The sequence below is a fragment of the Micromonospora sp. NPDC003944 genome (assembly GCF_053605225.1).
In genome coordinates this window covers 1-23,508 of the sequence record NZ_JBSGIV010000048.1, presented here as the reverse complement: position 1 = coordinate 23,508, position 23,508 = coordinate 1, and the positions used below count along the sequence as shown (strand labels likewise).

Below are 23,508 nucleotides of genomic sequence, written 5' to 3'. Positions count from 1 at the left end.
CCCCGACCGTGATGATCGTGCTCGATCCATGACGTAATGGCCTCCTACGCCGGGGAGGCCACTACGTCCATGGTCGAGCACGATCATGGGAGGTCAGCTAACCGGTGGCGAGGTTGATGGCGACGCCGATCGGAATGGACGCCGCGAGCCCCACGACCAACCACCAGAGCTGCTCCCGCCTGGCCCTCCGCTGCGCCGACTGAAGGCCGCCCTGGATCTGGGTCAGGGTGTTCGCCATCATCATCAGGTCCTGGTCACCGCCGGTCCGCTCGCCCGTGAGCGACCGCCGCATGCCGTGGCGGCGGAGCCGGCTCGTCGTCGACAACGTCAGCTGATCCCTGCGAACGCGACGCGACGGGAACCGAACCGACCCGGGACCCCGGAAGTCGTCGCCAGCGTCGCCGTAGTCACCGTCGTCCTCCGGATCCTCGCGCGGCTCGATGCTGAGGTAGACGCCGGCCCGATGCAGGCGCGGCCAGCGCCGCGTCTGGCGGTCCTCCCACCAGAGGCCACCGCCGGCGGCCAGCAGAACGAGGTTCACGACGATCGCGCCGATCGCCCACCCGTCCGGGACGAAGAAGCCGACGGCACCGACGGGGACGGCCGCCAGGATGAACGCCTTCGCCGCAGCCGTGCCCCTGATCCCCCGCATGCCTGTCATTGAACCGGCCCTGCCCGGTAGCCAGGGTCCGTGCTATCCGAAACGCGACAGAACGACCCTCGCCCGCGTCCCCGCAGCTTCGCTCCGAGCACCCCTCGATCTTGCACTTCCTGCGCCGACACAACAGGCATCCCACCCATATCGACAACAGAAACCGCAAGATCGGCGAGAGGGGGCGGCGAGGGCGCGGGGGGAGGGGGCGCGGGGGGTTAGGGCAGGTCGTTTATGCAGCGGAGCGCTGGGCGGGTGACTAGTGCTGTTGGGTTCAGCGGTCTGGCCGCGTGGACGGTGAACGTCGTGGACTCGCCTGGCAGCAGTGTGATGAGGGCGGTGTCCACGGTGGCCGAGGCGTCCAGGCGGTCCGGGAAGAGCGTCAGGTCGCGCAGAACCGTGCGGGCCGTCACCCGTACCCGCTGCCCGCCGTCGACATGCTCGACCATCGCGTCCCAGGCCGCCGTCGGCCAGTCGATCTCCCGGTCCTCGGCGAAGAACCATAGGGCCCGCTCCGCGGTGGCACCGGCCTCCGCGACGAGCAACTCCCGGCGGCCGTCGTCCGGCCGCGCCAGGTCCGCCGGCAGCGCCAGCACCACCGAGGAGTACGCCGGGACGTCGAGGTCGACCGAGGTCTTCGCCCTCGGCTCCCGGGTGAGGGTGAACCGGGTGACCGCGGCTGGCGCGGTCCACGCCTCGGCGGTCTCGTTGACCGCGACAAGCGCCAGACCACCGTCGCGGGGCTGCACGGTGAGGAGTCGGTCGGCGTACGCGTGGCGCAGCGCGTACCACAGGGGTTTGCGGCGGCCGTCGCCGTCGACGGCCGACCAGGAGGTCACCGGCCAGCAGTCGTTGAGCTGCCAGACGATGGTGCCCGCGCAGACGTCCCGGTGAGAGCGGAAGTGCTCCACCCCGAGCTGGATCGCCCGGGCCTGGTTGAGCTGCGTCAGGTAGTGCCAGTCGTCGAAGTCGGCCGGGGTGGGCAGGTGCGCGTCGAGGCCGCGCTGGAGCTTGGCGTCACCGCCGGTCGCCTTCTGGTGGTGCGCCATGCCCGGTGAGTCGTGCGCCAGGGGTTCGTCACTGAGCGCCCGCCGCAGCGTGGCGTACGCCGGTGGGGCCTGGTAGCCGAACTCGGCGACGAAGCGTGGGACGTACTCCCGGTACTTCGTGTAGTCGTCGGTGTTCCACACGTCCCAGATGTGGGTGGTGCCGTGCGCCGGGTCGTTGGGGTGGATCGCCTCGCTGCCCGACCACGGGCTGCCCGGCCAGTACGGGCGGGTCGGGTCCAGCTCGTCGACGATCCGGGGCAGCACGTCGAGGTAGTAGCCGCGCCCCCAGGTGCGCCCGGCGAGGGCCTGCTGCCAGTCCCAGTCGTGCCAGCCCCAGATGTTCTCGTTGTTGCCGGTCCAGAGCACCAGCGACGGGTACGGCGCGAGCCGGGTCACCTGCTCGGCGGCCTCGGCGGCCACCTCGGTGCCGAACGGCTCCTCCTCCGGGTACGCGGCGCAGGCGAAGAGGAAGTCCTGTTGGACGAGGAGCCCCCGCTCGTCGGCGAGGTCGTAGAAGTCCGCCGACTCGTACCGGCCGCCGCCCCAGACCCGCAGCAGGTTGACGTTGGCGCCGGCTGCCTGGTCGAACCGTTCGGCCAGCCGGGCCCGGGTGATCCGGGTGGGGAACGCGTCGTCCGGGATCCAGTTGACCCCGCGGACGACTACCGGCACGTCGTTCACCGACAACGAGAACGGGGTGCCGTGCTCGTCGGGTGTGGTGTCCAGCCGTACCGAGCGGAAGCCGATCCGGTGCGACCACCTGTCAAGCGTGTCGCCGTCCGGTGCGTGCACCGTCACCTCGATCGGGTGGCGCGCCTGGTCGCCGTACCCCCGGGGCCACCACAGCGCGGGCTCGCGGACGGTGAGGGTCAGCACGGCCGTGCGCTGCCCGGCCGGGACGACCACCTCGGCGCGGGCGCCGGCCACGGCGGCGCGGACGGTCAGCGGGACGTCCGCGACCCGCTCGATGTCGACGTGCACCTCGACCCGGCCGTCCCGACCGTCCATGGTGACGAGTGGACGGACGGTGGCCAGCCTCGCGGTCGACCACGCGTGCAGGCTGATCTCCTGCCAGATGCCGGCGGTGACCAGGGTCGGCCCCCAGTCCCAGCCGAAGTTGCAGGCCATCTTGCGGATGAAGTGGAACGGCTCCGGGTAGGCGTTAGGCCGGTCACCGAGCCGCTCCTGCTGCGCCTCGGCGTAGCGGTACGCGGAGTCGAACCGCACCGTCAGGTCGTTGTCGCCGTCGCGCAGCATCGGTCGGACGTCGAACCGGTAACCGCGGTGCATGTTCGCGGTGCGGCCGACCTCGACACCGTTGAGGGTGATCGTGGCGACGGTGTCCAGGCCGGCGCAGACCAGGTCGACGCGGTCGTCGTCGCCCGCCCGGTGCACGACTGTGGTCCGGTAGACCCAGTCGGTGCGCCCGATCCAGGCCACCGACCGCTCGTTGTCGTCCAGGTAGGGATCGTCGATCAGCCCGGCGGCGAGCAGGTCGGTGTGCACGCAGCCCGGCACGGTCGCCGGCACGGATCGGCCGGCGACCTCCTCGGGCACCTGCGCTCCGGGGGCCGCCCGCAGGGTCCAACCGTCGTAGAGTGCCTGTCGGCTCACGATGTCACCGCACCTTCTGCATCGAGAGATGCCAACTGAACCGGATAAGCTGAGCCACCGTAAAGTTTCGTAATCCGGGCTGTCAACGGCCAGCGAACGAAGGAGCACGCCGGTGAAGCGGCCGACCATCGCCGACGTCGCCCGACGCGCCGGGGTCTCCAAGGGCGCCGTGTCGTACGCGCTGAACGGGCAGCCCGGCGTCTCCGAGGCCACCCGGCAGCGCATCCTGGCCATCGCCACGGAGATCGGGTTCAGCCGCAGCAGCGCCGCGCGCGCCCTCTCGGCCGCCACCGCCGGTGCGATCGGTCTGGCCCTGTGCCGACCGGCCCGGACCCTCGGCGTCGAGCCGTTCTTCATGGCGCTGATCAGTGGCGTCGAGGCCGAACTCTCGGCCCGTTCGTACGCGCTGACCCTCCAGGTGGTGGCCGACCCGGACGCCGAGATCGCGGTCTACCGGCGCTGGTGGGGTGAGCGACGGGTGGACGGCGTGCTCGTCTGCGACCTGCGCACCGACGACCGTCGCATCCCCGCACTCGAACAACTGCACCTGCCGGCGGTGGTGATCGGCGGCCCCGGCGGCACCGGTGAGCTGGCGAGTCTCTGGTCCGACGACGCCGCCGCGCTGACCGAGACGGTGGAGTATCTGGTCGCGCTCGGGCACCGGCGGATCGCCCGCGTCGCCGGCCTGCCCGACCTGCGGCACACCGAGATCCGCACCGACGCCTTCGCGGCGATCGACAAGCGGCTCGGCCTCGTCGACGCGGTCACCGTCTGGTCCGACTACACCGGTGAGGAGGGTGGCCGGGCCACCCGCCGGTTGCTCAGCTCGGTCACCCGGCCGACCGCCGTGATCTACGACAACGACGTGATGGCCATCGCCGGGCTCTCCGTCGCCCAGGAGATGGGCCTGACCGTGCCCGGTGACCTGTCCATCGTGGCCTGGGACGACTCGCCGCTGTGCCGCCTGGTGCACCCGCCGCTTACCGCGCTGGGCAGGGACATCGCGGCGTACGGCGCGCACGCCGCCCGGCACCTGCTCGCCGTCGTCGACGGGCAGCCGCCCAGCCGGGTGCAGGACGAGACGCCGCACCTCACACCGCGCGGCAGCACCGCGCCACCCCGCAGCAGATGAACCGGTTCAGCGGGATGCGGAGGGAAACTCCTCGAAGTACGCCTCCACCCGCTCGGCCGTCGCCGGGCGGGCCAGCGCGAACCCCTGCCCGTACCGGCAACCACCCCGGCGGGCCCCCTCAAGCTGGGTCGACGACTCCAACTCCTCGGCGACGATCTCGACACCCAGCCGCTCGCCCACGTTGACCACCACGTCGATGAGCGGCGGCTGCCCGTCCGGCCGTGCGCCCACCAACTCCGGACCCACCTTGAGCAGGTCGATCGGCAGGCGGCGAAGCTGGGCCAGCGAGGCGTGCTCGGCCCGGAAGTCGTCCAACGCGGTGCGTACGCCGAGCGACCGGAGCCCGGCCAGCCGAGCCACCACTGTCGGCAGGTCGACGGCGACCCTCGGCTCGCTCACCTCCACCACCAGTCGCTCCGGCGGCACCCCGTACGCGGCAAGCACGGCAGCGAGCCGCTGGACGAAGTCGGGAGTGGTCAGCTCCCGGGTCGTGACGTTGACCGCCATCCACAGCTCCCGGACGCCCACCGACCAGTCGGACAACTGCCGGCAGGATCGGTCCAGCACCCACCACTCCAACTCGCCGACCAGGTCCAGGTCCTCGGCGACCGGCAGCAACTCGTCCGGGAGCACCGTGCCGAGCACCGGGCTGCGCCAGCGCAACAACGCCTCCGCGCCCACCGGCTGCCCGTCGGCCAGGTCGACCACCGGCTGGTAGACGAGGTCGAGTTCGCCGCGCGCCACCGCACCGGGCAGCTCACGCTCCAGGTCGAGCCGGCGCACCAACTGCTCTTCGAGGAACGCGTCGTACCACTCCACCCGGTCCCGGCCCAGCTGCACGGCACGCCGCCGGGCCAACTCGGCCTGCCGGAGCACGTCCGCCGGCCCGACGCCGCTCACCTCGGCCAACCCGATGCTCGTCTGCACCCGCAGCATCGCCCCGGCCAGCCGGTAGGGCGGGCTGAGCGCGTTCAGCAGTCGGGTGCCCAGCGCGTACGCCAACACCGGACCGGCGGTGGTGACCACCGCGAAGCTGGTACCCGTGCACCCGGTGACCAGGTCGCCGGGTGCGATGACCGCGCGGGCGCGGTGCACCGCCTCGGCCAGCACGTCCTCCCGGACCGTCGGACCGACCCCCTCGGTGCCGTGCAGGTCCACGAGCAGCAGCGCGCCGGCCGGCGCCGGAACGTCGCCGATCACGGCAAGCGCGTCAAGCAGGGCAGCCCGGTCGCCGGTGGTGCCGCTCGCCGCCACCGTGGGCCGCCGGTTGAGCCCCGCCCACGCCGGCGTGTGGTCGGGCGACCAGGCCGAGCCCACCCCGATGGTCGCGCCCTCCGGCGCGCCGGGGCCTCGCTCGGCCTGCGGCGGGCCCAGCCACCGTGCCGAAGCCGCCCGACGGTGCCGCAGGGACCGGCCGGTCGGTCGGCGATGGGCGGCCCGCCGACCGGACGTGGGCACGTCGCCCGCCCGCAGCAACTCCCGCAGCACCAGGGGCGGCACCGCCGCCAGGGCCAACAGCACGCTCGTCCGGTCCGGTGCACGGCCGGCGCCCAGGTGCAGACCCGACGCCAGCAGCAGCACCGCCGCGGGAAGCACCGAACGGGGCCAGGCCGCGGCGACCGGCTCCGCCGGCTCCACCTCGTTCACCGCGTCGGCCGCACCGACCGCGACGAGCAACATCCCCCACACCAACGGGGGTACGGCCAGCAGGGCCACCCGCCCGGTCGGTGCGGACGGCAACGTGGCCAGCAGCACCAACCCGCCGAGGGTGAGCAGGACGCCGCCCCGGCAGAGCGCCGCACCCGAGCGTCGCGCCGGCCCGGCGAACGCGTTCAGCGCGGCCATGCCCAAGCCGCCGAGCGTCAACGCGACGACAAGCCGAACGGGGACCGGCAGGCCGTCCGGGGGCAGCAGCAGCCAGCCGGCGAGGGCCAGACCGACGGCCGGGCCGGTCGCCTCGACGAGCACGCGCAGCCGGACCGAGGCCGCCGGCCGCGAGCGGCCGGGGAGCCGATGCAGACCGGCAGTCGCGAGGGCCGCCACGACCAGCGACCCGACCAGCACGGCGAAGGTGTGCCCGACGCCGGTCAGGGGCAGCGCGACGGCGGTGAGACCGGCCGCCACCACCGCCGCGTCGAGCAGCACACCCGCCGCACGCGGTGTCGGATCGGTGCCACGCCGGGTGGCGAGCCGGGAGAGTCGCAGCCCGGCGAGGGTGGCGCCGGCGCCGGCGGCCAGCGCGATCACCACCGGGATCGGCGCCAGATCGGCGGCACCGGCGAGGAGGAGCAGCGCCACCGCCAGGGAGGTGGCGGCCTCGGGTGCCGCACGGCGGGGGACGAGAACGCGGAACGGGTACGCGAGGAGCACGGCGGTCGCCTTCGTGAGGGGGCACGGGGGCGGTGCGGCGGTGCGGGACATCGGACGCTGCGAGTCCGCTACCCACGATTGGCAACGATGGACGGCCGAATTGGTTACTTGGCGGTCACTCAGGGGAGACAACGACCTGTGTCACTGTACGGCGTACCGCACGCTGCCGGCACCGCCCGCCGCGAGCCGAAACGACCGGGAGTGGGATCATCGGAGGGTGAGTAAGCCCGACACGGTCCGCTTCCGGTACAACCAAGCCATCCTGGTGGCCGCGATCATCGCCTTCGTCGGCGCCCTGCCGCTGGCCAACGCCCGGGCCTACCTGCTGCCGGTGCTGCTCGTCCCGCTCGCCGTCGCGGTGTGGGCCTGGCGGGCCGGCACCGACGCCGACGCACGGGAGGTGCGGATACGGGCGTTGGCCGGTCAGCGTCGGATCGACTGGGACCGGGTCCTCGAGCTGACCACCGACAAGCGCGGGCGCGCGGTCGCCCGGCTCGACGACGGCCGTCAGGTCACCCTGCCGGCCGTGCGGGGGGCGGACCTGCCCCGACTGGTCGCGGCGACCGGCCAGACGCTGCCGGACGCGCCGGCGGACGCGCCGGGTCAGTAGCCGTCGACCACCGTGTTGATCAGCGGTTGCCCGGAGGCGAACCGGCGGACCTGATCGCCGACCAGCCGGTAGGCCCGCGGCAACAACCCGCGCACCGACCCGCCGACGTGCGGGGTGAGCAGCACGTTCGGCATGGCCCAGAGCGGGGAGTCGGCGGGCAGCGGCTCCGGGTCGGTGACGTCCAACGCGGCCGAGATCCTGCCGGTGCCCAGCTCCGCGACGAGCGCCTCGGTGTGCGCCACCGGGCCCCGGGCAGCGTTGACCAACAGCGCCCCGTCCGGCATCGCGGCCAGGAACTTCTCGTCGATCAGGCCACGGGTCCGGTCGGTGAGCGGCACGATCACCACCACCACGTCCGCCTCGGGCAGCAGCCGCGGCAACTCCTCGACGGCGTGCACCCCCTGCTCCGGGCGGGCCGTCCTCGCGACCAGGGTGAAGCTCACCTCGAACGGGGCGAGCCGGTCGCGCACGGCGGCGCCGATCGAGCCGGCCCCGACGATGAGCACCCGCTTGCCGCTCAGCTCGTCGGTCGGGGTGTGCTCCGCGTACGCCCACCGCCGCTCGGCCTGCGCCCGGACGAACGCCGGGAACGCCCGCAGTTGGGCGAGGATCGCGGTGACGACCCACTCGGCAGTGGCGGGGTCGTGCACGCCCCGGGCGTCGCAGAGCGCGACACCCTCAGGCGTACGACCGGCCCAGGCGTCGGCCCCGGCGGAGAGCAACTGCACCACCGCCAGGTCGGGCAGCTCCCCCGCAAGCGCCGTCGAGTCCGAGCCGCCCAGGAACGGCGGCACCCAGAAACGGACCCCGGCCGGGTCGGACGGCATCCGGTCGGCGTGCTCGAAGACCTCCACGCGCACGTCCGGGGGCAGCTCGCCCAGGAGGTTCGGACCGGCCTGGTGCGGAATCCATACCTTCACGGACGCCGACGATAGTCTCTGCCGTCGCGGCCGGTGCGGGCACGGCGGCGAACCCGGGTCCCGGGTATGGCGCACGAGGCCGGGGCGGGCGAGACTCAGCACACAGATGTTCGGCACACGCCCGCGCGAGGTATAAGGAAGGGTCGGAGGACCTGTCGGCCTCCGCCCGGCAGACAGGTGCACGATGACCGAGGGCTCCCCCGCCACCAACCGGCGTCCCGTCGCCCCACCCGCGGCGCTCGGCGACCCGCAGCGATTGCGCGCGCTCGCCGACACCGGGCTCGACGCCACCCCGGACGAGGCGTTCGACAGGTTCGCCCGGCTGGTCAGCGACCTGCTTGACGTGCCGGTCGCGCTGGTCTCCCTGGTCTCCGCCGACCGGCAGTTCTTTCCGGGCGCGGTCGGGTTGCCGGAGCCCTGGTCGCAGCGGCGGCAGACCCCGCTGAGCCACTCGTTCTGTCAGCACGTGGTCGACATCGAGGCGCCGATGGTGCTGCCGGACGCCCGGCTCTACCCCCGGGTCCGGGACAACCTGGCCATCGACGACCTCGGGGTGGTCGCGTACGCCGGGATGCCACTCACCGACCTCTCCGGCCGGGTGCTCGGCTCGCTCTGCGCCATCGACAGCAAACCCCGGGCGTGGACCACCGCACAGCTGCGCACCCTCGCCGACCTGGCCGCCGCCTGCTCGTCGGAGTTGCGACTGCGGATCGCGCTCGACGGCGCACAGGAGGCGCAGCGGCGGGCCGTCCTGGCCCACCAGCGGCTGGAGCTGCTGGCCGGGGTGAGCGAGACGTTGGCCGGCACCCTGGACGTGGCCACCACACTGCGCCGGCTCGCCGCCACCATGGTGCCGCTGCTCGCCGACTGGTGCCTGCTCACCCTCGTCGGGCCGACCGGCCAGGCCCGCGAGGTGGTCTCGATGCACCGGGACCCGGCCCGTACGGCGGACGTCGACAGGTTCGGCCAGTTGCTACGCACCGGGCTGAGCGCCGAGTCGGTCATCCGGTCGGTGCTCCGGACCGGTAAACCCCAACTCGGCAGCGTGGCATCCCTTGCCGACGTGACGAGGGGCACCACCAACCCGGAGATGACGGCCATCGCGGACCGGCTGGGCATCGCCTCCTACCTGAGCGTGCCGGTGCGCGGCGTCGGCGGCACGGTGTTGGGGGCGATCACGCTCGTCAACGGCGCTCAGCGTCAGCCGTTCGACGACCGCGACCTGCTCACCGCTGTCGACATCGGCCGCCGGGCCGGGCAGGCCGTCGGCAACAGCTCGATGTACGGCGAGCAGCGACACGTCGCCGAGGTCCTGCAACACAGCATGCTTCCGCAGCTGCCGGCGGTGGCGCAGCTGGAGCTGACGGCGCGCTACCAGCCGGCGGCCGACCGGGTTCAGGTGGGCGGTGACTGGTACGACGCCTTCGTGCAGCCCGACGGCGACGTGATCGCCGCGATCGGGGACGTGGCCGGGCACGACATCGAGGCGGCGGCGACCATGGGTCAGCTGCGCAATCTGGTGCGCGGCAACGCCTTCAGCCGGCCGGACGACGTCGGGGCGCTGCTGACCAACCTGGACGACGCGATCCGTGGCCTGCGACTGGCGACCGCCGCCACCGCGACGCTGGTCCGGATCCGTCCGCCGCGCGCCGGTGTACACGCGGTGACCTGGGCCAACGCAGGGCACCCGGCGGCCCTGGTGATCCGCGCCGGTGGGGCGGTCGAGGCCCTCGAGGCGACGCCGGAGCCGCTGCTCGGCCTGCTCCGCCGGACGACGCGGACCAGCCGGTCGACAAGGCTGGCCACCGGCGACACGCTGCTGCTCTACACCGACGGGCTGATCGAACGGCGGGACCGCTCCATCGACGACGGGTTGTCCGAGCTGGCGGCCCGCCTGACCGGCACCGACACGCTGCCCCTGGACGAGCTGTGCGACAGGCTGCTCGGCCCGATCCCGCACCGGGAGGACGACACCGCGCTGCTTGCCGTGCGGGCGCGCTGACCGGTGCGACCGTCGGGTCGTCGGCATCCGTTGGATCTCGACGGCCCCGGCGGGGCCACGCGGCGGGCTACCCTGGGCCGGGTGAGAGCCCGTCCCCCGCACCCTCGCATCCACCGCCTCCGGGTGGCCCTCGCGGCGTCCTGCGCGGCGCTGCTGTTCACTGCCGGTTGCAGCTTCGGCGAGCCGGACCCGGACCCAGCCGGCGAACCGCCGAACCTGCCCACCCCGTCCGCGCCGGCGAGCCCCGGCGGCGCCGGCCAGCAGGCGGTGGCGACAGTGCTCGCCAAGGGCCTGCGGGTGCCGTGGGCCATCGCCTTCCTGCCGGACGGCGGCGCGCTGGTCACCGAACGGGACAACGGCCGGATCCTGCAGGTCGGGCCGGAGTCCGGGCCGGACGGGCTGCGGGTCCGCCCGGTGCAGACGATCCCCGACGTGGCGGCGGCCGGCGAGGGCGGCCTGCTCGGCATCGCGGTCTCCCCCGACTACGCCCGGGACCGGACGGTCTTCGTCTACTACACCGCCGAGCGGGACAACCGGGTCGCCCGGTTGCAGCTCGGCGGGCAGCTCACCCCGATCCTCACCGGCATCCCCAAGGCCAACGTGCACAACGGTGGTGGGCTCGGCTTCGGCCCGGACAAGCAGCTCTACGTCAGCACCGGTGACGCCGGCCAGCGCCCCCTCTCGCAGGACGTGAAGAGCCTCGGCGGCAAGATCCTCCGGATCACCCCGGACGGCAAGCCGGCCGCCGGCAACCCGTATCCCAACTCCCCGGTCTGGTCCCTCGGGCACCGCAACGTGCAGGGTTTCACCTGGGACGCCGCGAAGCGGATGTACGCCGTCGAGTTCGGTCAGAACACCTGGGACGAGATCAACCAGATCACCAAGGGCGGCAACTACGGCTGGCCGGAGGTCGAGGGCCAGGCCGGTGACAAGCGGTTCACCGACCCGATCGTGCAGTGGGCGACGTCGGACGCGTCCTGCTCCGGTCTGGCCGCCACGGACCGGCTGCTGGTCACCGGCTGCCTGCGCGGCAAGCGCCTCTGGGTGATGGAGCTGACCGACACCGGCACGCTGCTCGGCCGGCCCAGTGAGCTGCTCACCAACCGCTACGGTCGGCTGCGGGCGGTGGCCGCGGCACCGGACGGGTCGCTCTGGGTCAGCACCTCGAACCACGACGGGCGGGGCAACCCGGCGGGCGACGACGACCGGCTCCTGCGGGTGGTCTTCGCGGGCGGTGACGGCGGGCGCAGCTGATTCGTCACCATCCGTTCAGGTTTGCCAAGATCTTTCGACGGGCAGGTCAGACTTTCACCATGGATGGGCAACGCGACGAGCGGCACGACGACGCCGAGGACCGGGACGACCCGGTGACCGGCGGCGACCGGCCACGCCCGACGGGTTGGCGGGTCGCTGCCGCCGGCCCGCTGCGCCGCCTCGGGCTGGTCGTCGCCGTCCTCACCGTGGCCCTGGCCGGGGCGGTCCTCGGGGTGCTTGCCGGCGGCCAGGTGAGCACCGACATCGGCCCGTTCCGGGCCAACCTCAGCATCTCCCCCGCCCGCGACGGCGGCACCACCGTCGACATCCCGCCGCTCGGCGCGCTGCTGCTCGACAGCCACAACGGGCCCACCCACCTCACCGTACGGCTGGGCGCGCTCGACCAGGGGCGCACCGAGGCGCTGATCGACGACCCGGCCAGCATCAGCCGGGCCAGCCAGAGCGCCGTGGAGGACGTCCGCTCCGGGGTGATGCGCCTCGGCCTGCGTACCCTCGGCGCGTCGGTGCTTGTCACCCTGGTCCTGGCCGGGCTGATCTTCCGCAACGTCCGGCGCACCGCCTGGGCGGGCGGGCTGGCGCTGCTTGTCACCGCCGGCAGCCTCGGCACGGCGGCGGCCACCCTTCGCCCCCAGGCCATCGAGGAACCACGCTACGAGGGGTTGCTCGTCAACGCGCCGGCCATCGTCGGTGACGCCCGGCGGATCGCCAACGACTACACCAAGTACGCGGAGCAGTTGCAGCGCCTGGTCGGCAACGTCAGCCAGCTCTACACCACCGTCTCGGCGCTCCCGCTGTTGGAGCCGACCCCGGGCACCACGCGGGTGCTGCACGTCTCCGACATGCACCTCAACCCGACCGGCTGGCAACTGATCCGGACGGTCGTCGAGCAGTTCGGCATCGACGTGGTGATCGACACCGGCGACATCACCGACTGGGGCAGCGAGCCGGAGGCCTCCTTCGTCGCCTCGATCGGCCTGCTGAAGAAGCCGTACGTCTTCATCCGGGGCAACCACGACTCCGGCAAGACCGCCGCCGCGGTGGCCCGCCAGCCGAACGCGATCGTCCTGAACAACACGACCACGACCGTCGCCGGGCTGACCATCGCCGGCATCGGCGACCCGCGCTTCACCCCGGACAAGAACACCTCCCCCGCCGGCAGCGGGCTGACCCAGCAGGTGGCCGACCAGGTGATCGGGGCCGGCAACCAACTCGCCGCGACGGTGCGCAGCTCACCGCGACCGGTCAACATCGCCCTCGTGCACGACCCGGCGTCGGCCGGGCCGCTCTCCGGCACCTGCCCGCTGGTGCTGGCCGGGCACACCCACTCCCGGCAGGTCTCCAAGCTGCCGCAGGCACCCGGGCAGCAGCCCACCACTCTGATGGTGGAGGGCTCCACCGGCGGCGCCGGGCTGCGCGGCCTGGAGGGCGAGAAGCCCACTCCGCTCTCGATGAGTGTTCTCTACTTCGACCAGCAGAAGCTGCTCCAGGCGTACGACACCATCACCGTGGGTGGCACCGGGCAGGCCCAAGTCAACCTGGAACGACGCCTGGTGGAGAACCCGACCGCGGGTGTCTCCGGCACACCCACGCCCACGCCGACCGGCGGCGTACCCGGCACCCCCGCACCCACACCCACGCCCACGCCCACACCGACCGGCTGAGCCGACGCCGACGCACCCCAGCAGGCCGGGCGGGCGCGCGGGCGGGTCAGCGCAGGGCGATGGCGGCCAGGGCCGCGTTGACGATGCTGCCGGGCAGCAGGTCGTGCAACTCGTACAGCTCGGCGACGCTTCCGGACTGGCCGAACTCGTCCACCCCGAGCGGCACCGCCGGCGCGCCGACCGCCGACCCGAGCCAGGCCATCGCGTGCGACGCGGCGTCGTGCACGGTCACCACCGGCACCCGGTCGGCGAACGCGGACCGCAGCGCCCCCGGCACGCTGGGCACGGTGGCCGTCCGGACGCCCTGGCGCAGGGTGCGCTGCCAGGCCCGGTAGAGCCGGTCCAGCGAGGTCACGTCCACCACGTGCGCGGCGATGCCCTCGTCGGCCAACTCTGCCGCGGCGGCCAGCACCTCGGGCAGCACCGCGCCCGAGGCAGCCAACTGCACCACCGGGGCGTCGACCAGGTGCGGATACGCCTGGTGCGCGTCGACGAGCCGGTACGCCCCGGCGACGACCTGCCGGCGCAGCACCGCGTCGCCGAGCCGCGCCCGAGCCGCCTCGAACGGCGTCTGGTCCAGCGGTCGGGTGCTCAACCGGAAGTAGTACGCGCCGTCCTCGGCGGGCGCGGCGGTCGTGGCCGGGGCCGACCCGCCGGCGATCTGCCCGAGCGCGTCGCAGAGCAGCCAGTCGAGGCTCGCCGCGTACGCCGGCTCGACGAACGTCACCCCAGGCAGTTCCAGGCCGACCGACGCGGTGATCGTGGACTGGTGCGCGCCGCCCTCCGGGGCGAGGGTGATGCCGGACGGGGTGCCGGCCACCACGAACCGGGAGCCGGAGTACGTGCCGTACAGGAACGCGTCGAGGCCCCGCAGCACGAACGGGTCGTAGACCGTGCCCACCGGCAGCAGCGGCTGCCCGGACAGGTCCCAGGAGAGCCCGAGCTGACCGAGCAGCAGGAACAGGTTCATCTCCGAGATGCCCAGTTCGATGTGCTGCCCGGCCGGGCTCTGGATCCAGCGCAGCATCCGGTCCTCGGTCCAGGATCGCTGCTCGGTCGGGGCGAACACCCCGGTCTTGTTGATGAACCCGGCCAGGTTGGTGGAGGTGGCCACGTCCGGTGCGGTCGTGACCAGATAGCGGCCCACCTCCCGGTCCCGCGCCAGGTCCACGAGCACCCGACCGAAGACCTCCTGGGTGGAGATCGGCTTGTTGGCGCGTACCCCCGTGCTCTCCGGGACGGTGACCCCCAGCGCACGCTCGCGCGGCGCGCGGGACAGCGCCTCCCGGCGGGCGCCGGCGGTGATCCCGGCGGGTGACGCCGGGTCGAGGCGGTCCCACTCGGTCTCGGCGGTCAGGCCCTGCGCGGCGCGCAGCGTGTCGACCTGCTCCGAGCTGAGCAGCGCGGAATGGTTGCGCGGATTGCCGGCGATGGGCAACCCCCAACCCTTCACGGTGTACGCGAAGACGACGCTGGGCCGGTCGGTGACCGCGTCGCACTGGGCGTACGCGTCGAGCATCGCCTGGAGGTCGTGCCCGCCCAGGTCGGTGACGAGCGGGCCGAGGTCCTCGTCGGTGACGCCTTCCACGAAGGCGCCCACCTCGGCCGGCGCGCCGTCCAGGAACTGCTTGCGCAGCGCCGGCCCGGCAAGCCCGAACAGCGACTGGTACTGCTCATTGGGCATCGCGTCGATCCAGTCGCGCAGCGCCTCACCACCCGGCCGGGCGTACGCCTCGGCGAGCCGGCGACCGTACTTGACCTCCACGACGTGCCAGCCGGCCGCCTCGAACTGCCCCCGCCACTGGTTGATCCGGATGCCGGGGACCACCCGGTCCAGCGACTGGCGGTTGAAGTCGACGAGCCACATGACGGTGCCCAGCCCGGTTGTCGCCGGGTCGGCCACCGCCTCCCAGATGTTGCCCTCGTCGAGTTCGGCGTCACCGATCAGCGCCACGAACCGGGAGTGCGGCCGGGCCCCGAAGTGCGCGTCGACGTACCGCCGGGTGGCGGCGGCGAAGAGCGGCGCCGCCGCGCCCAGGCCCACCGACCCGGTGGAGAAGTCCACCTCGTCGGGGTCCTTGGTGCGCGACGGGTACGACTGGAGGCCACCACGGGCCCGCAGCCGGGGCAGGTAGGAGCGGTCCAGGTTGCCGAGCAGGTACTGGATGGCGTGGAACACCGGGGAGGCGTGCGGCTTGACGGCGACCCGGTCCTCGGCGTCCAGGTGCGCGAACCAGAGCGCGGTCATCGCCGTGACCAGGGAAGCGCTGGATGCCTGGTGACCGCCGACCTTCACACCGTCGCCGGTGGCCCGGTCGTGGTTTGCGGCGTCCACGATCCGGGTGGCGAGCCAGAGCACCCGCCGCTGGATCTCGTCGAGGACATCGAGGTCGTGCTGGGTCACGGTGGCTCCATCCAGGCGTCGCCGGTGACGCCCTCGCGAGGGGTGCGGGGTGGCCGCATGGTCGGCAGGGGATGACGGAAGGCCGCCGCCGGGTCGCGGCGGCGGCCTGCTCCGGGTGGGTCTCAGCCCTGGACGCCGAGGCGCTCCAGGATCAGCTCCCGCAGGGTCTTCGCGTCGGCCTGACCCCGGGTGGTCTTCATGACCGCGCCGACGAGCGCGCCGACCGCCGCGACCTTTCCGCTGCGGATCTTGTCGGCGATGCCCGGGTTGGCCGCGATGGCCTCGTCCACGGCGGCGGTGAGCGCGCCGGTGTCCGACACGACCTCCAGGCCCCGGCTGGTCATGATCTCGGTGGGCGAGCCCTCACCGTCGACCACGCCCTCCAGCACCGTACGGGCCATCTTGTCGTTGAGCTTGCCGGCGTCGACAAGCCCCTGTAGCTCCGCGACCTGGGCGGGGGTGGCACCGATCTGGGCCAGCTCCACACCGCTCTCGTTGGCCCGGCGGGACAGCTCACCCAGCCACCACTTGCGGGCCGCAGCCGGGGTGGTGCCGGCGGCGACGGTCGCCTCGATCAGCTCGACCGCGCCCGCGTTCAACACCGACTGCATGTCCAGGTCGGAGAGGCCCCACTGCTCCTGGAGGCGACGCCGGTGCATCCGGGGCAGCTCCGGCAGGGCGGCCTTCAGCTCGGCGACCCAGGCCGGGTCCGGGGCGATCGGCACCAGATCCGGTTCGGGGAAGTACCGGTAGTCGGTCGCGGTCTCCTTGGAGCGACCCGGCGTGGTGTCGCCGGTGTCCTCGTGGAAGTGGCGGGTCTCCTGGGTGATCCGACCGCCCGCGTCGAGGACGGACGCCTGCCGCAGCATCTCCGAGCGGACCGCCCGCTCCACCGAGCGCAGCGAGTTGACGTTCTTCGTCTCGGTACGGGTGCCCCACTCCGCGCCCGGCAGGTTGAGCGAGGTGTTCACGTCGCAGCGCAACGAACCCTCCTCCATCCGCACGTCCGAGACGCCCAGGGTGCGGATCACGTCCCGCAGCTCGGCGACGTACGCCCGGGCCACCTCGGGGGCCAGCGCGCCGGTGCCGGTGATCGGCTTGGTGACGATCTCGACGAGCGGGATGCCGGCCCGGTTGTAGTCGACGAGCGACTCGGTCGCGCCGTGGATGCGGCCGGTGGCACCACCGACGTGCAGCGTCTTGCCGGTGTCCTCCTCGAGGTGCACCCGCTCGATCTCGATCCGCACCGTCTCGCCGTTGACCTCGACGTCCAGGTAACCGTCGACGCAGATCGGCTCGTCGTACTGGCTGATCTGGAAGTTCTTCGGCATGTCCGGGTAGAAGTAGTTCTTCCGGGCGAACCGGCACCACTCGGCGATCGAGCAGTTCAACGCCAGGCCGATCCGGATGATCGCCTCGATCGCCGCCTTGTTGGCCACCGGCAGCGACCCGGGCAGGCCCAGACACACCGGGCAGACCCGGGTGTTCGGCTCGCCACCGAAGTCGGTCGGGCAGCCGCACCACATCTTGGTGTTCGTGCCCAGCTCGACGTGGGTCTCCAGGCCGATCACCGGTTCGAAGCGCGCGACGACCTCGTCGTACGCGGGCAGTGTCGTGGTCATGAGACGCTCCAGGCGCGATCCGGACAGAACCTGTCCAGCCTAATGGGGTTGTCCGATCAATCCTCGGGCGGGTTTCGTCGGGGGCGCGTGGCGTCGTCGACGACAGGGTAGTGAACGACGATGACGAATACGGGGAGAACGCCAGGAGCGCGGGTCCGGCCGGTGATCGTCGCTGTGGTAGCGGTGTGGGCGGTGGCCGTTGTGGTCACACTGATCAGCTGGTTCGCCGCCGGAGAGGACCGGAACCCGGACTCGGCCGCCGCGTTGGTGCTCTGTGTGGCGGGGCCCGGGGTGGTGGCGGTGACGATCGCGTACGTCCTGGTGCGTCTGCTGAACCGGCGGCGTGCGGAGCGGGAGCGGCGGTGACCGGGACGAACACCGCGGGCGACCCGACGGAGAATGAGCGGGCCGGACCGGTCACGGAGGCCAGGCGGCGCTCAGGCCGGATGACCAAGGCCGCGGTGGTGCTGTTGGCGGCCACCGGCCCCGCCACGTTCGCCGTCGGGCTGCTGATCGCCAGCGGAGAGCGGGGTGCCGACGACCCGCTGATCCGGCTGCTGCTCCTCCTGGTGACTGCGACGCTGGGCGTCGCCGCCATCCTGCTGATCAACGCGTGGATGACGAGAAGCTCTTTTGTGTCCCACGGCACCGACCCGGCCAGCCGGCGGCGGGTGAAGGCGGCACTGCGCGACGGGTCGACCACCGACCTGCAGGTCGACGCGCTGGCCCGCAAGGAGGCCGAGCAGCAGGTACGTCGACAGTGGGTGTTCTGGGCCCTCGGTGTGGTCCTGACGTTGCAGATACTGAACGCCATCAGCACCGACCGGACGTCCACCCGCTGGACAGGTGGGCTGGGCGCGCTGGTCTGGGCTGTGCTGCTCTACCAGCACTGGCGCACCACCCAACGGGCCCGCCGCTACCTCGCCGGCCCGACCTCAGGTTACGCCGAGCGGTAACCCAAGCGCACCAGCGCATCACATGTGTCACTCCACCACTGTTGGTACGCGGGCACCCCCTGAAGACGAGCCAGCGAGACCAACTCGCCAAGTTGGCCGTAGTGGTCGGTGGTTGAGCGGCTCACACGGCCCATCACGCTGTTGAGTGCGCTCTTAGGATCGGCCACTCGCTCCACAAGTCGCGGCTGTGCAGGAAGCCCCATCTCGGCATCGGTCCACCTGACGCCGAGAGCGCTTCGCAGTGCATCACCATCCGCGAGAAGCCACGCCTCCGTCTCGCGCACCGGAACCACTGCTACCAGTTGTTCCGCACGCTCCCCCCACACCTCACGCAGCGGTCGCAGCCACTCCGCGGCAGTCCGCTCGGCGTTGGCGCCCTGATCATGATGAAAGAAGATCAGGGAGAAGCTTGCCGGATTCTGCTCGACGAGCCCGATGACATCAGCTATCGAGCACGGGCCTTTTCGGTCGCGTAACGGCTGGACGTCAGCGACCTCGACCGCGTCCTCGAATTCGGTCGAGCAGATCTCGGTCAACGCCCTGACAAGCAACCTCGGAAGAAACTGATCATCGGTGACGCCCTCGGAGACCAACGCGGAGGTCAGATAACGCATCAGTTGTCCAACTCCGCCATGACCTCGAACTCGGCAATCTCCCTCGGGCTCACCACGCTTCCGACATCAAACGCGTCGTCGATCGTAAGCTGCTGAGCCCCGGCAATCGATCTCCACCGACTGACCCGACTACGGGCCTGGCCGCGTTGGACGCGACTGACAACGTCCATGAAGACGGCGTCGGTCCGCGTCCGGGCCTGGGCGGATTCCAACGCCCGCAGGATCGCCGGCGAGTGACTGCTCAGGATGAGCTGGGTCAGAGCAGCGCCCTCAGTTCTGGCGTCGATGGCCTGTTCGACGAGGTTCCGGAGGTACCTGACGAACTGCGCCAGCCGTTGCGGAAAGATGCCGTTCTCAGGCTCTTCGAAACAGATGAGACCGGCGCCCCTCGGGTCGTACAGTGCCGCCAGGAGGGCGATCGCCCGGAGGGTGCCGTCCGAGGCCACCCTGGCTGAGAACGGCGCTTCCTCTCGGGTCAGCACTTCCACCTGCCGCTGCCGGCGGGCTTCATCCTCAGCGAGGCGAACCCGGATGACACCCGGGATGACGGCGGCCAGGTCGGCGGAGAGGTCATTAAGCGCCCCGTCCGGCCTGTCGCCACTGCCGGTCTCATCCGCCAACCGCCGCAGCGTGTTGGCCAGGTGACCTCCGTTAGCGGCGAGGCTGTCGGGGTCATCGTAGGAATCAGGGGCGCGGAGCGCGCTGGGATCCAGGTGCAGCAGACGCCACGACTGCATCTCTCGCTTGAGCGCGTACAGCAGCGGGAAGTCCGTCGCCGTGGTCAGGCTGGACAGAACGGTTGCAGTGGCAGCCGTCGCGGGAAGGCGACGCTTACGCCCCTGATTGCCCTGCTGCCTGATGCTGAAGACAGGCCGGTTCTGCTCGTCCTGCTCCGTCTCCAAAGGATCGGCACCAGTGCGGTAGGCCGCCAACCGCTTACGCTGCTCGGCGTCGAACCGGGCGACCCAGGTGTCGTCGGCCCGCCGGATTCTCCGAACCGCCTCACGGACGACATACGGCCGCTGCGTCCCGCTGTGACCAGTCGACCTGAGTTCAAGCGTCAACTCGTAGCGAAGTCGCGAATGATTGACTTCGGCCGTGTCGCCGAACGCGTCGGTGACCGATCTGTCCAGCAGCACTTCCACCGCGAACGACATCACCTCGACCGAGGATCCGTCGGTGTGCTTGTGAAACAGGTCCACGATGTCGCCACGCATGTGTTGGGCGGCTTCGAGGACAGGGTCGCCGGCCAGTCGACCGAGGAACTGGATGGCGTCGAACAGGTTCGACTTGCCTGCCGCATTCCGTCCGATGATCACAAGGAAGGGCGGGATGTCCAACGAGAAATCACGGAAAGACTTGAATCCGTCAATCTCGATCCGCGTCAGCATCCCGCCCGCCCTCACAACGCCGGTGGGGTGAATGTGCCGATCGCGGACTCCAACGCGGCGGCAACCCGGTACATCCGGTCGTCGGCCATCGTCGGGGCCATCACCTGCAGACCGACCGGCAGCCCCTCGGAGAGCCCACAGGGCACCGAGATGCCCGGCCCGCCGTACAGGTTCGTCGGAATCGTGTACAGGTCGGCCAGGTACATCTGGTACGGGTCGGCGGTCCGCGCGCCGATCGGGAACGCCACCGACGGGGTGGTCGGCGAGATCAGCGCGTCGACCCGCTCGAACGCGGCGGTGAAGTCCCGGGTGATGAGCGTCCGGACCTTCTGCGCCTGCCCGTAGTACGCGTCGTAGTAACCCGACGACAGCGCGTACGTGCCGATCATGATGCGGCGCTTGACCTCCGGGCCGAAGCCGGCCTCCCGGGTCAGCGACATGACCTCCTCCAGCGACCGGTTGCCGTCGTCGCCGACCCGCAGGCCGAACCGCACTCCGTCGAACCGGGCCAGGTTAGAGGAGCACTCACTCGGGGCGATCAGGTAGTACGCCGGCAGCGCGTACGCGAACGTCGGGCAGGAGATCTCCACGACCTCGGCGCCCATCTTGGTCAGCGCGTCCACCGACTCGCGGAAGGCTGCCATCACACCCGGCTCGGCACCGTCGCCGACGAACTCACTCACGATGCCCAGCCGCACACCGGTCAGGTCGCCGGTCGCGCCGAGCTTCGCCGCCGCCACCACGTCCGGCACCGGCTGCGGGATCGAGGTGGAGTCACGCGGGTCGTGCCCGGCGATCACCTGGTGCAGCAGGGCCGCGTCGAGCACGTTCCGGGCACACGGGCCGGGAGTGTCAAGCGAGGAGGAGAAGGCGACGAGCCCGTACCGGGAGGTGCCGCCGTAGGTGGGCTTCGCACCCACCGTGCCGGTGACCGCGCCGGGCTGGCGGATCGAGCCGCCGGTGTCCGAGCCGATCGCCAGTGGCGCCTCGTAGGCGGCCAGCGCGGCGGCGCTGCCGCCACCCGAGCCACCCGGGATCCGGCTCAGGTCCCACGGGTTGTGCGTGGGGCCGTACGCCGAGTACTCGGTGGAGGAGCCCATCGCGAACTCGTCCATGTTGGTCTTGCCGAGCATCACCGTGCCGGCCTCCCGCAGCCGCTGCACGATCGTCGCGTCGTACGGCGGGCGCCAACCCTCCAGGATCTTCGACCCCACGGTGGTCGGCACGCCCCGGGTCGCGAGCACGTCCTTGACCGCGACCGGCACACCCGCGAGCGGGCCCAACTCCTCGCCGGCGGCCCGGCGCTCGTCCACCGCGCGGGCAGCGGCGAGCGCGCCGTCGGTGTCGACGTGCAGGAAGGCGTGCACCCGGTCGTCGACCGCCGCGATCCGATCCAGGTGCGCCTGGGTCACCTCGACGGCGGACGTCTCGCCCCCAGCGACCAGAGCCGCGATCTCCGTCGCAGTCATCCCAATCAGATCGCTCATGCCGTCACTCCGCTCCGCTCCGCGACGCCATGAGACACCACGGCGCTGAACTGCCGATTCGCTCGCTGACGCTCGCTCATGCCGTCACTCCGCTCCGCTCCGCGACGCCATGAGACACCACGGCGCTGAACTGCCGATTCGCTCGCTGACGCTCGCTCATGAGGCCACATCCTCGCTCAGGATCCGCGGCACGCGGAACCGCTGGTCCTCGACGTCGGGAGCGCCCGACAACGCTTCCTCCGGAGTCAGGCACGGCGTGACGACGTCCTCGCGGAAGATGTTCGTCAGCGGCACCGAGTGCGAGGTCGGCGGGATGTCCGCGGCGGCGACCTCGCCGACCTGGGCGACCGCCTGGAGGATCACGTCGAGCTGGCCGGCGAACGTGTCCAGCTCCTCCTCGGTGACGGCGAGCCGCGACAGGCGCGCCAGGTGCGCGACCTCCTCGCGGGAGATGGCGGCCATCCGTGCCCCCTTCTGAATTCCTGCTGGTCGGGCGGTGTGTCGACCGCGCGACGGCTGAAGCGTGACACGCGGTGACCGGAGCGAGTCTATTGTTCCGCTCCGGTGCCGCGTCCCCGACTCCCCCTCCGGCGGCCCTCGTGCCGGGTCAGCGGGTGGGGCGGCGAGCGACATCCGGCTGCGGGTGCCCGCCGGTCGGGCGGACCGGCCGGTACCGGGCCAGCCAGGTCACCAACTCCTCGGCCGGCATCGGCCGGGCGTAGAACCAGCCCTGAGCGGCGTCGCAGCCGGCCGCGTGCAGCATCCGCCAGGTCCGCTCGTCCTCGACACCCTCGGCGACCACCCGCAGCCCCAGAGCGCCGGCCAGCTCGATCATCGACCGGACGATCGCCGCGTCGTCGGCGTCGTCGGCCATGCCGAGGACGAACGAGCGGTCCACCTTCACCTCGGACAGCGGCAGGCGGCGCAGGTGCTGGAGGGAGGAGTAGCCGGTGCCGAAGTCGTCGAGCGCGATGGCCACCCCGATCCGGTGCAGCTGGGAGATGGTGGCCAACACCCGACGCGGGTCGGCCATCAACGCGCCCTCGGTGATCTCGACCTGCAGCCGCTCCGCCGGCACCCCGTACCGGGCCAGCCGGTCGGCGATCTGGTCGGCGATCTCGCCGGTGTGCAGGTCGCGCACGCTCACGTTCAGTGCCGCGCGCAGCCCGATGCCGGCCGCCGACCACTTGGCGAGTTGCTCCACCACGTCGTCGACGACCCGACGGGTGAGCAGTCGCATCACGGCGCTCTGCTCGGCGACCCGGATGAGTTCCTCCGGGTCGACCATGCCCCGCCGGGGGTGCCGCCACCGCAGCAGGGCCTCGACGCCGACCACCTCGCCGGTCGCGATGGCGATCTGCGGCTGGTAGTACATGGTGATGTCCCCGGCGTCGTCGGCCGGCTCGTCGTCCGCGTGCCACCCGGTCGGTTCGATCGGCTGCCCCGGCGCACCCGGGCCGACGTCCCGCCGTACCCCCGAACGCCCCTTGCCCGCCGCGCTCCCGGTCGAGGCCCGCCGGCCGTTCGCGCCACCGGCGGGCCGCTCCCGGAGCGGGCCGGGCCGGGTGCCAGCGAGGGTGGCACGGGCGTTTCGGCCCCGGATCGGGTCGGCGCCGGTGGCGATCCGGTTGATCAACTCGTCGGCGTGCACCAGCCCGGCATCGGTACGTCGGCGGCGGGCCCACCACCTGGCGACTCCCGGCGGCGCCGCGGCGACCACCGGCGCCGGGTCCGCCGCTGGCGCGGGCC

At 72.1% G+C, this 23,508-nt stretch carries 18 protein-coding genes; 7 read left to right on the top strand and 11 right to left on the bottom strand.

What is annotated here, in order from left to right:
• Positions 1–97: 97 nt before the first annotated feature.
• On the bottom strand, positions 98–652 hold the full coding sequence (locus ACWER9_RS22425; protein WP_452303692.1) for a hypothetical protein: 555 nt from the start codon (positions 650–652) through the stop codon (positions 98–100).
• A gap of 218 nt (positions 653–870) precedes the next feature.
• Positions 871–3,315 carry a glycoside hydrolase family 2 protein gene (locus tag ACWER9_RS22420; protein ID WP_452303691.1) on the bottom strand — a complete coding sequence of 815 codons (2,445 nt, stop codon included), beginning with the start codon at positions 3,313–3,315 and terminating at the stop codon, positions 871–873.
• A gap of 112 nt (positions 3,316–3,427) precedes the next feature.
• Between ACWER9_RS22420 and ACWER9_RS22415 the strand changes: the two genes are divergently transcribed.
• Positions 3,428–4,447, top strand: coding sequence for a LacI family DNA-binding transcriptional regulator (locus tag ACWER9_RS22415; RefSeq protein WP_452303690.1), 1,020 nt, complete (start codon positions 3,428–3,430; stop codon positions 4,445–4,447).
• 6 nt (positions 4,448–4,453) lie between these two features.
• Here ACWER9_RS22415 and ACWER9_RS22410 read toward each other — a convergent pair whose 3' ends face one another.
• A complete protein-coding gene (locus ACWER9_RS22410; RefSeq protein WP_452303689.1) occupies positions 4,454–6,817 on the bottom strand; it encodes an EAL domain-containing protein in 2,364 nt (787 codons plus the stop codon).
• 217 nt (positions 6,818–7,034) lie between these two features.
• On the opposite strand from ACWER9_RS22410, the gene ACWER9_RS22405 reads away from it, so the two are divergent.
• Positions 7,035–7,427: a PH domain-containing protein gene (locus tag ACWER9_RS22405; RefSeq protein ID WP_452303688.1), complete on the top strand. Its 393-nt coding sequence runs from the start codon at positions 7,035–7,037 to the stop codon at positions 7,425–7,427.
• On the opposite strand, the gene ACWER9_RS22400 is transcribed toward ACWER9_RS22405, so the two are convergent.
• Positions 7,421–8,347: a 2-hydroxyacid dehydrogenase gene (locus ACWER9_RS22400; RefSeq protein ID WP_452303687.1), complete on the bottom strand. Its 927-nt coding sequence runs from the start codon at positions 8,345–8,347 to the stop codon at positions 7,421–7,423. The two genes, ACWER9_RS22405 and ACWER9_RS22400, sit on opposite strands and share 7 nt — an antisense overlap.
• Before the next feature lie 184 nt (positions 8,348–8,531).
• On the opposite strand from ACWER9_RS22400, the gene ACWER9_RS22395 reads away from it, so the two are divergent.
• The 3 genes from ACWER9_RS22395 (at position 8,532) to ACWER9_RS22385 (ending at position 13,285) form a co-directional block, all read left to right on the top strand.
• Positions 8,532–10,349: a SpoIIE family protein phosphatase gene (locus ACWER9_RS22395; protein WP_452303686.1), complete on the top strand. Its 1,818-nt coding sequence runs from the start codon at positions 8,532–8,534 to the stop codon at positions 10,347–10,349.
• Positions 10,350–10,430: 81 nt separating this feature from the next.
• Positions 10,431–11,603 (top strand): PQQ-dependent sugar dehydrogenase, encoded by a 1,173-nt coding sequence (locus ACWER9_RS22390; protein WP_452303685.1) that lies wholly within the window; start codon positions 10,431–10,433, stop codon positions 11,601–11,603.
• Between the two features lie 59 nt (positions 11,604–11,662).
• Positions 11,663–13,285, top strand: coding sequence for a metallophosphoesterase (locus ACWER9_RS22385; RefSeq protein WP_452303684.1), 1,623 nt, complete (start codon positions 11,663–11,665; stop codon positions 13,283–13,285).
• Between the two features lie 46 nt (positions 13,286–13,331).
• On the opposite strand, the gene ACWER9_RS22380 is transcribed toward ACWER9_RS22385, so the two are convergent.
• Positions 13,332–15,689: a transketolase-like TK C-terminal-containing protein gene (locus ACWER9_RS22380; protein ID WP_452303683.1), complete on the bottom strand. Its 2,358-nt coding sequence runs from the start codon at positions 15,687–15,689 to the stop codon at positions 13,332–13,334.
• A 122-nt stretch (positions 15,690–15,811) separates the two neighbouring features.
• On the bottom strand, positions 15,812–17,311 hold the full coding sequence (gene gatB / locus ACWER9_RS22375) for an Asp-tRNA(Asn)/Glu-tRNA(Gln) amidotransferase subunit GatB (RefSeq protein ID WP_452303682.1): 1,500 nt from the start codon (positions 17,309–17,311) through the stop codon (positions 15,812–15,814).
• A 192-nt stretch (positions 17,312–17,503) separates the two neighbouring features.
• On the opposite strand from gatB, the gene ACWER9_RS22370 reads away from it, so the two are divergent.
• On the top strand, positions 17,504–17,677 hold the full coding sequence (locus ACWER9_RS22370; RefSeq protein ID WP_452303681.1) for a hypothetical protein: 174 nt from the start codon (positions 17,504–17,506) through the stop codon (positions 17,675–17,677).
• The gene (locus ACWER9_RS22365) at positions 17,674–18,267 is read left to right on the top strand and encodes a hypothetical protein (RefSeq protein ID WP_452303680.1); all 594 of its coding nucleotides are present in this window, start codon (positions 17,674–17,676) and stop codon (positions 18,265–18,267) included. The genes ACWER9_RS22370 and ACWER9_RS22365 overlap by 4 nt, the downstream gene beginning before the upstream one ends.
• Here ACWER9_RS22365 and ACWER9_RS22360 read toward each other — a convergent pair.
• From ACWER9_RS22360 to ACWER9_RS22340, 5 genes are all read right to left on the bottom strand, one after another.
• Positions 18,252–18,881 carry a hypothetical protein gene (locus ACWER9_RS22360; protein WP_452303679.1) on the bottom strand — a complete coding sequence of 210 codons (630 nt, stop codon included), beginning with the start codon at positions 18,879–18,881 and terminating at the stop codon, positions 18,252–18,254. The two genes, ACWER9_RS22365 and ACWER9_RS22360, sit on opposite strands and share 16 nt — an antisense overlap.
• Entirely contained in the window at positions 18,881–20,272 is a 1,392-nt protein-coding gene (locus ACWER9_RS22355; RefSeq protein WP_452303678.1) for an AAA family ATPase, read from the bottom strand. The genes ACWER9_RS22360 and ACWER9_RS22355 overlap by 1 nt, the downstream gene beginning before the upstream one ends.
• An 11-nt stretch (positions 20,273–20,283) precedes the next feature.
• Complete coding sequence (gene gatA / locus ACWER9_RS22350; protein ID WP_452303677.1) at positions 20,284–21,759, bottom strand: Asp-tRNA(Asn)/Glu-tRNA(Gln) amidotransferase subunit GatA; 1,476 nt, start codon at positions 21,757–21,759, stop codon at positions 20,284–20,286.
• Positions 21,760–21,915: 156 nt separating this feature from the next.
• Entirely contained in the window at positions 21,916–22,221 is a 306-nt protein-coding gene (gatC, locus tag ACWER9_RS22345) for an Asp-tRNA(Asn)/Glu-tRNA(Gln) amidotransferase subunit GatC (protein WP_355498578.1), read from the bottom strand.
• Positions 22,222–22,366: 145 nt separating this feature from the next.
• The coding region (locus ACWER9_RS22340; protein WP_452303676.1) for an EAL domain-containing protein at positions 22,367–23,508 on the bottom strand (1,142 nt) is incomplete at its 5' end.

Bases quoted from the DNA above. Each gene is read 5' to 3' on its own strand.
- ACWER9_RS22425 (WP_452303692.1), bottom strand. From the start codon at position 652: ATGCGGGGGATCAGGGGCACGGCTGCGGCGAAGGCGTTCATCCTGGCG.
- ACWER9_RS22395 (WP_452303686.1), top strand. From the start codon at position 8,532: ATGACCGAGGGCTCCCCCGCCACCAACCGGCGTCCCGTCGCCCCACCC.
- ACWER9_RS22385 (WP_452303684.1), top strand. From the start codon at position 11,663: ATGGATGGGCAACGCGACGAGCGGCACGACGACGCCGAGGACCGGGAC.
- gatB (WP_452303682.1), bottom strand. From the start codon at position 17,311: ATGACCACGACACTGCCCGCGTACGACGAGGTCGTCGCGCGCTTCGAA.
- ACWER9_RS22360 (WP_452303679.1), bottom strand. From the start codon at position 18,881: ATGCGTTATCTGACCTCCGCGTTGGTCTCCGAGGGCGTCACCGATGAT.
- ACWER9_RS22355 (WP_452303678.1), bottom strand. From the start codon at position 20,272: ATGCTGACGCGGATCGAGATTGACGGATTCAAGTCTTTCCGTGATTTC.
- gatA (WP_452303677.1), bottom strand. From the start codon at position 21,759: ATGAGCGATCTGATTGGGATGACTGCGACGGAGATCGCGGCTCTGGTC.
- gatC (WP_355498578.1), bottom strand. From the start codon at position 22,221: ATGGCCGCCATCTCCCGCGAGGAGGTCGCGCACCTGGCGCGCCTGTCG.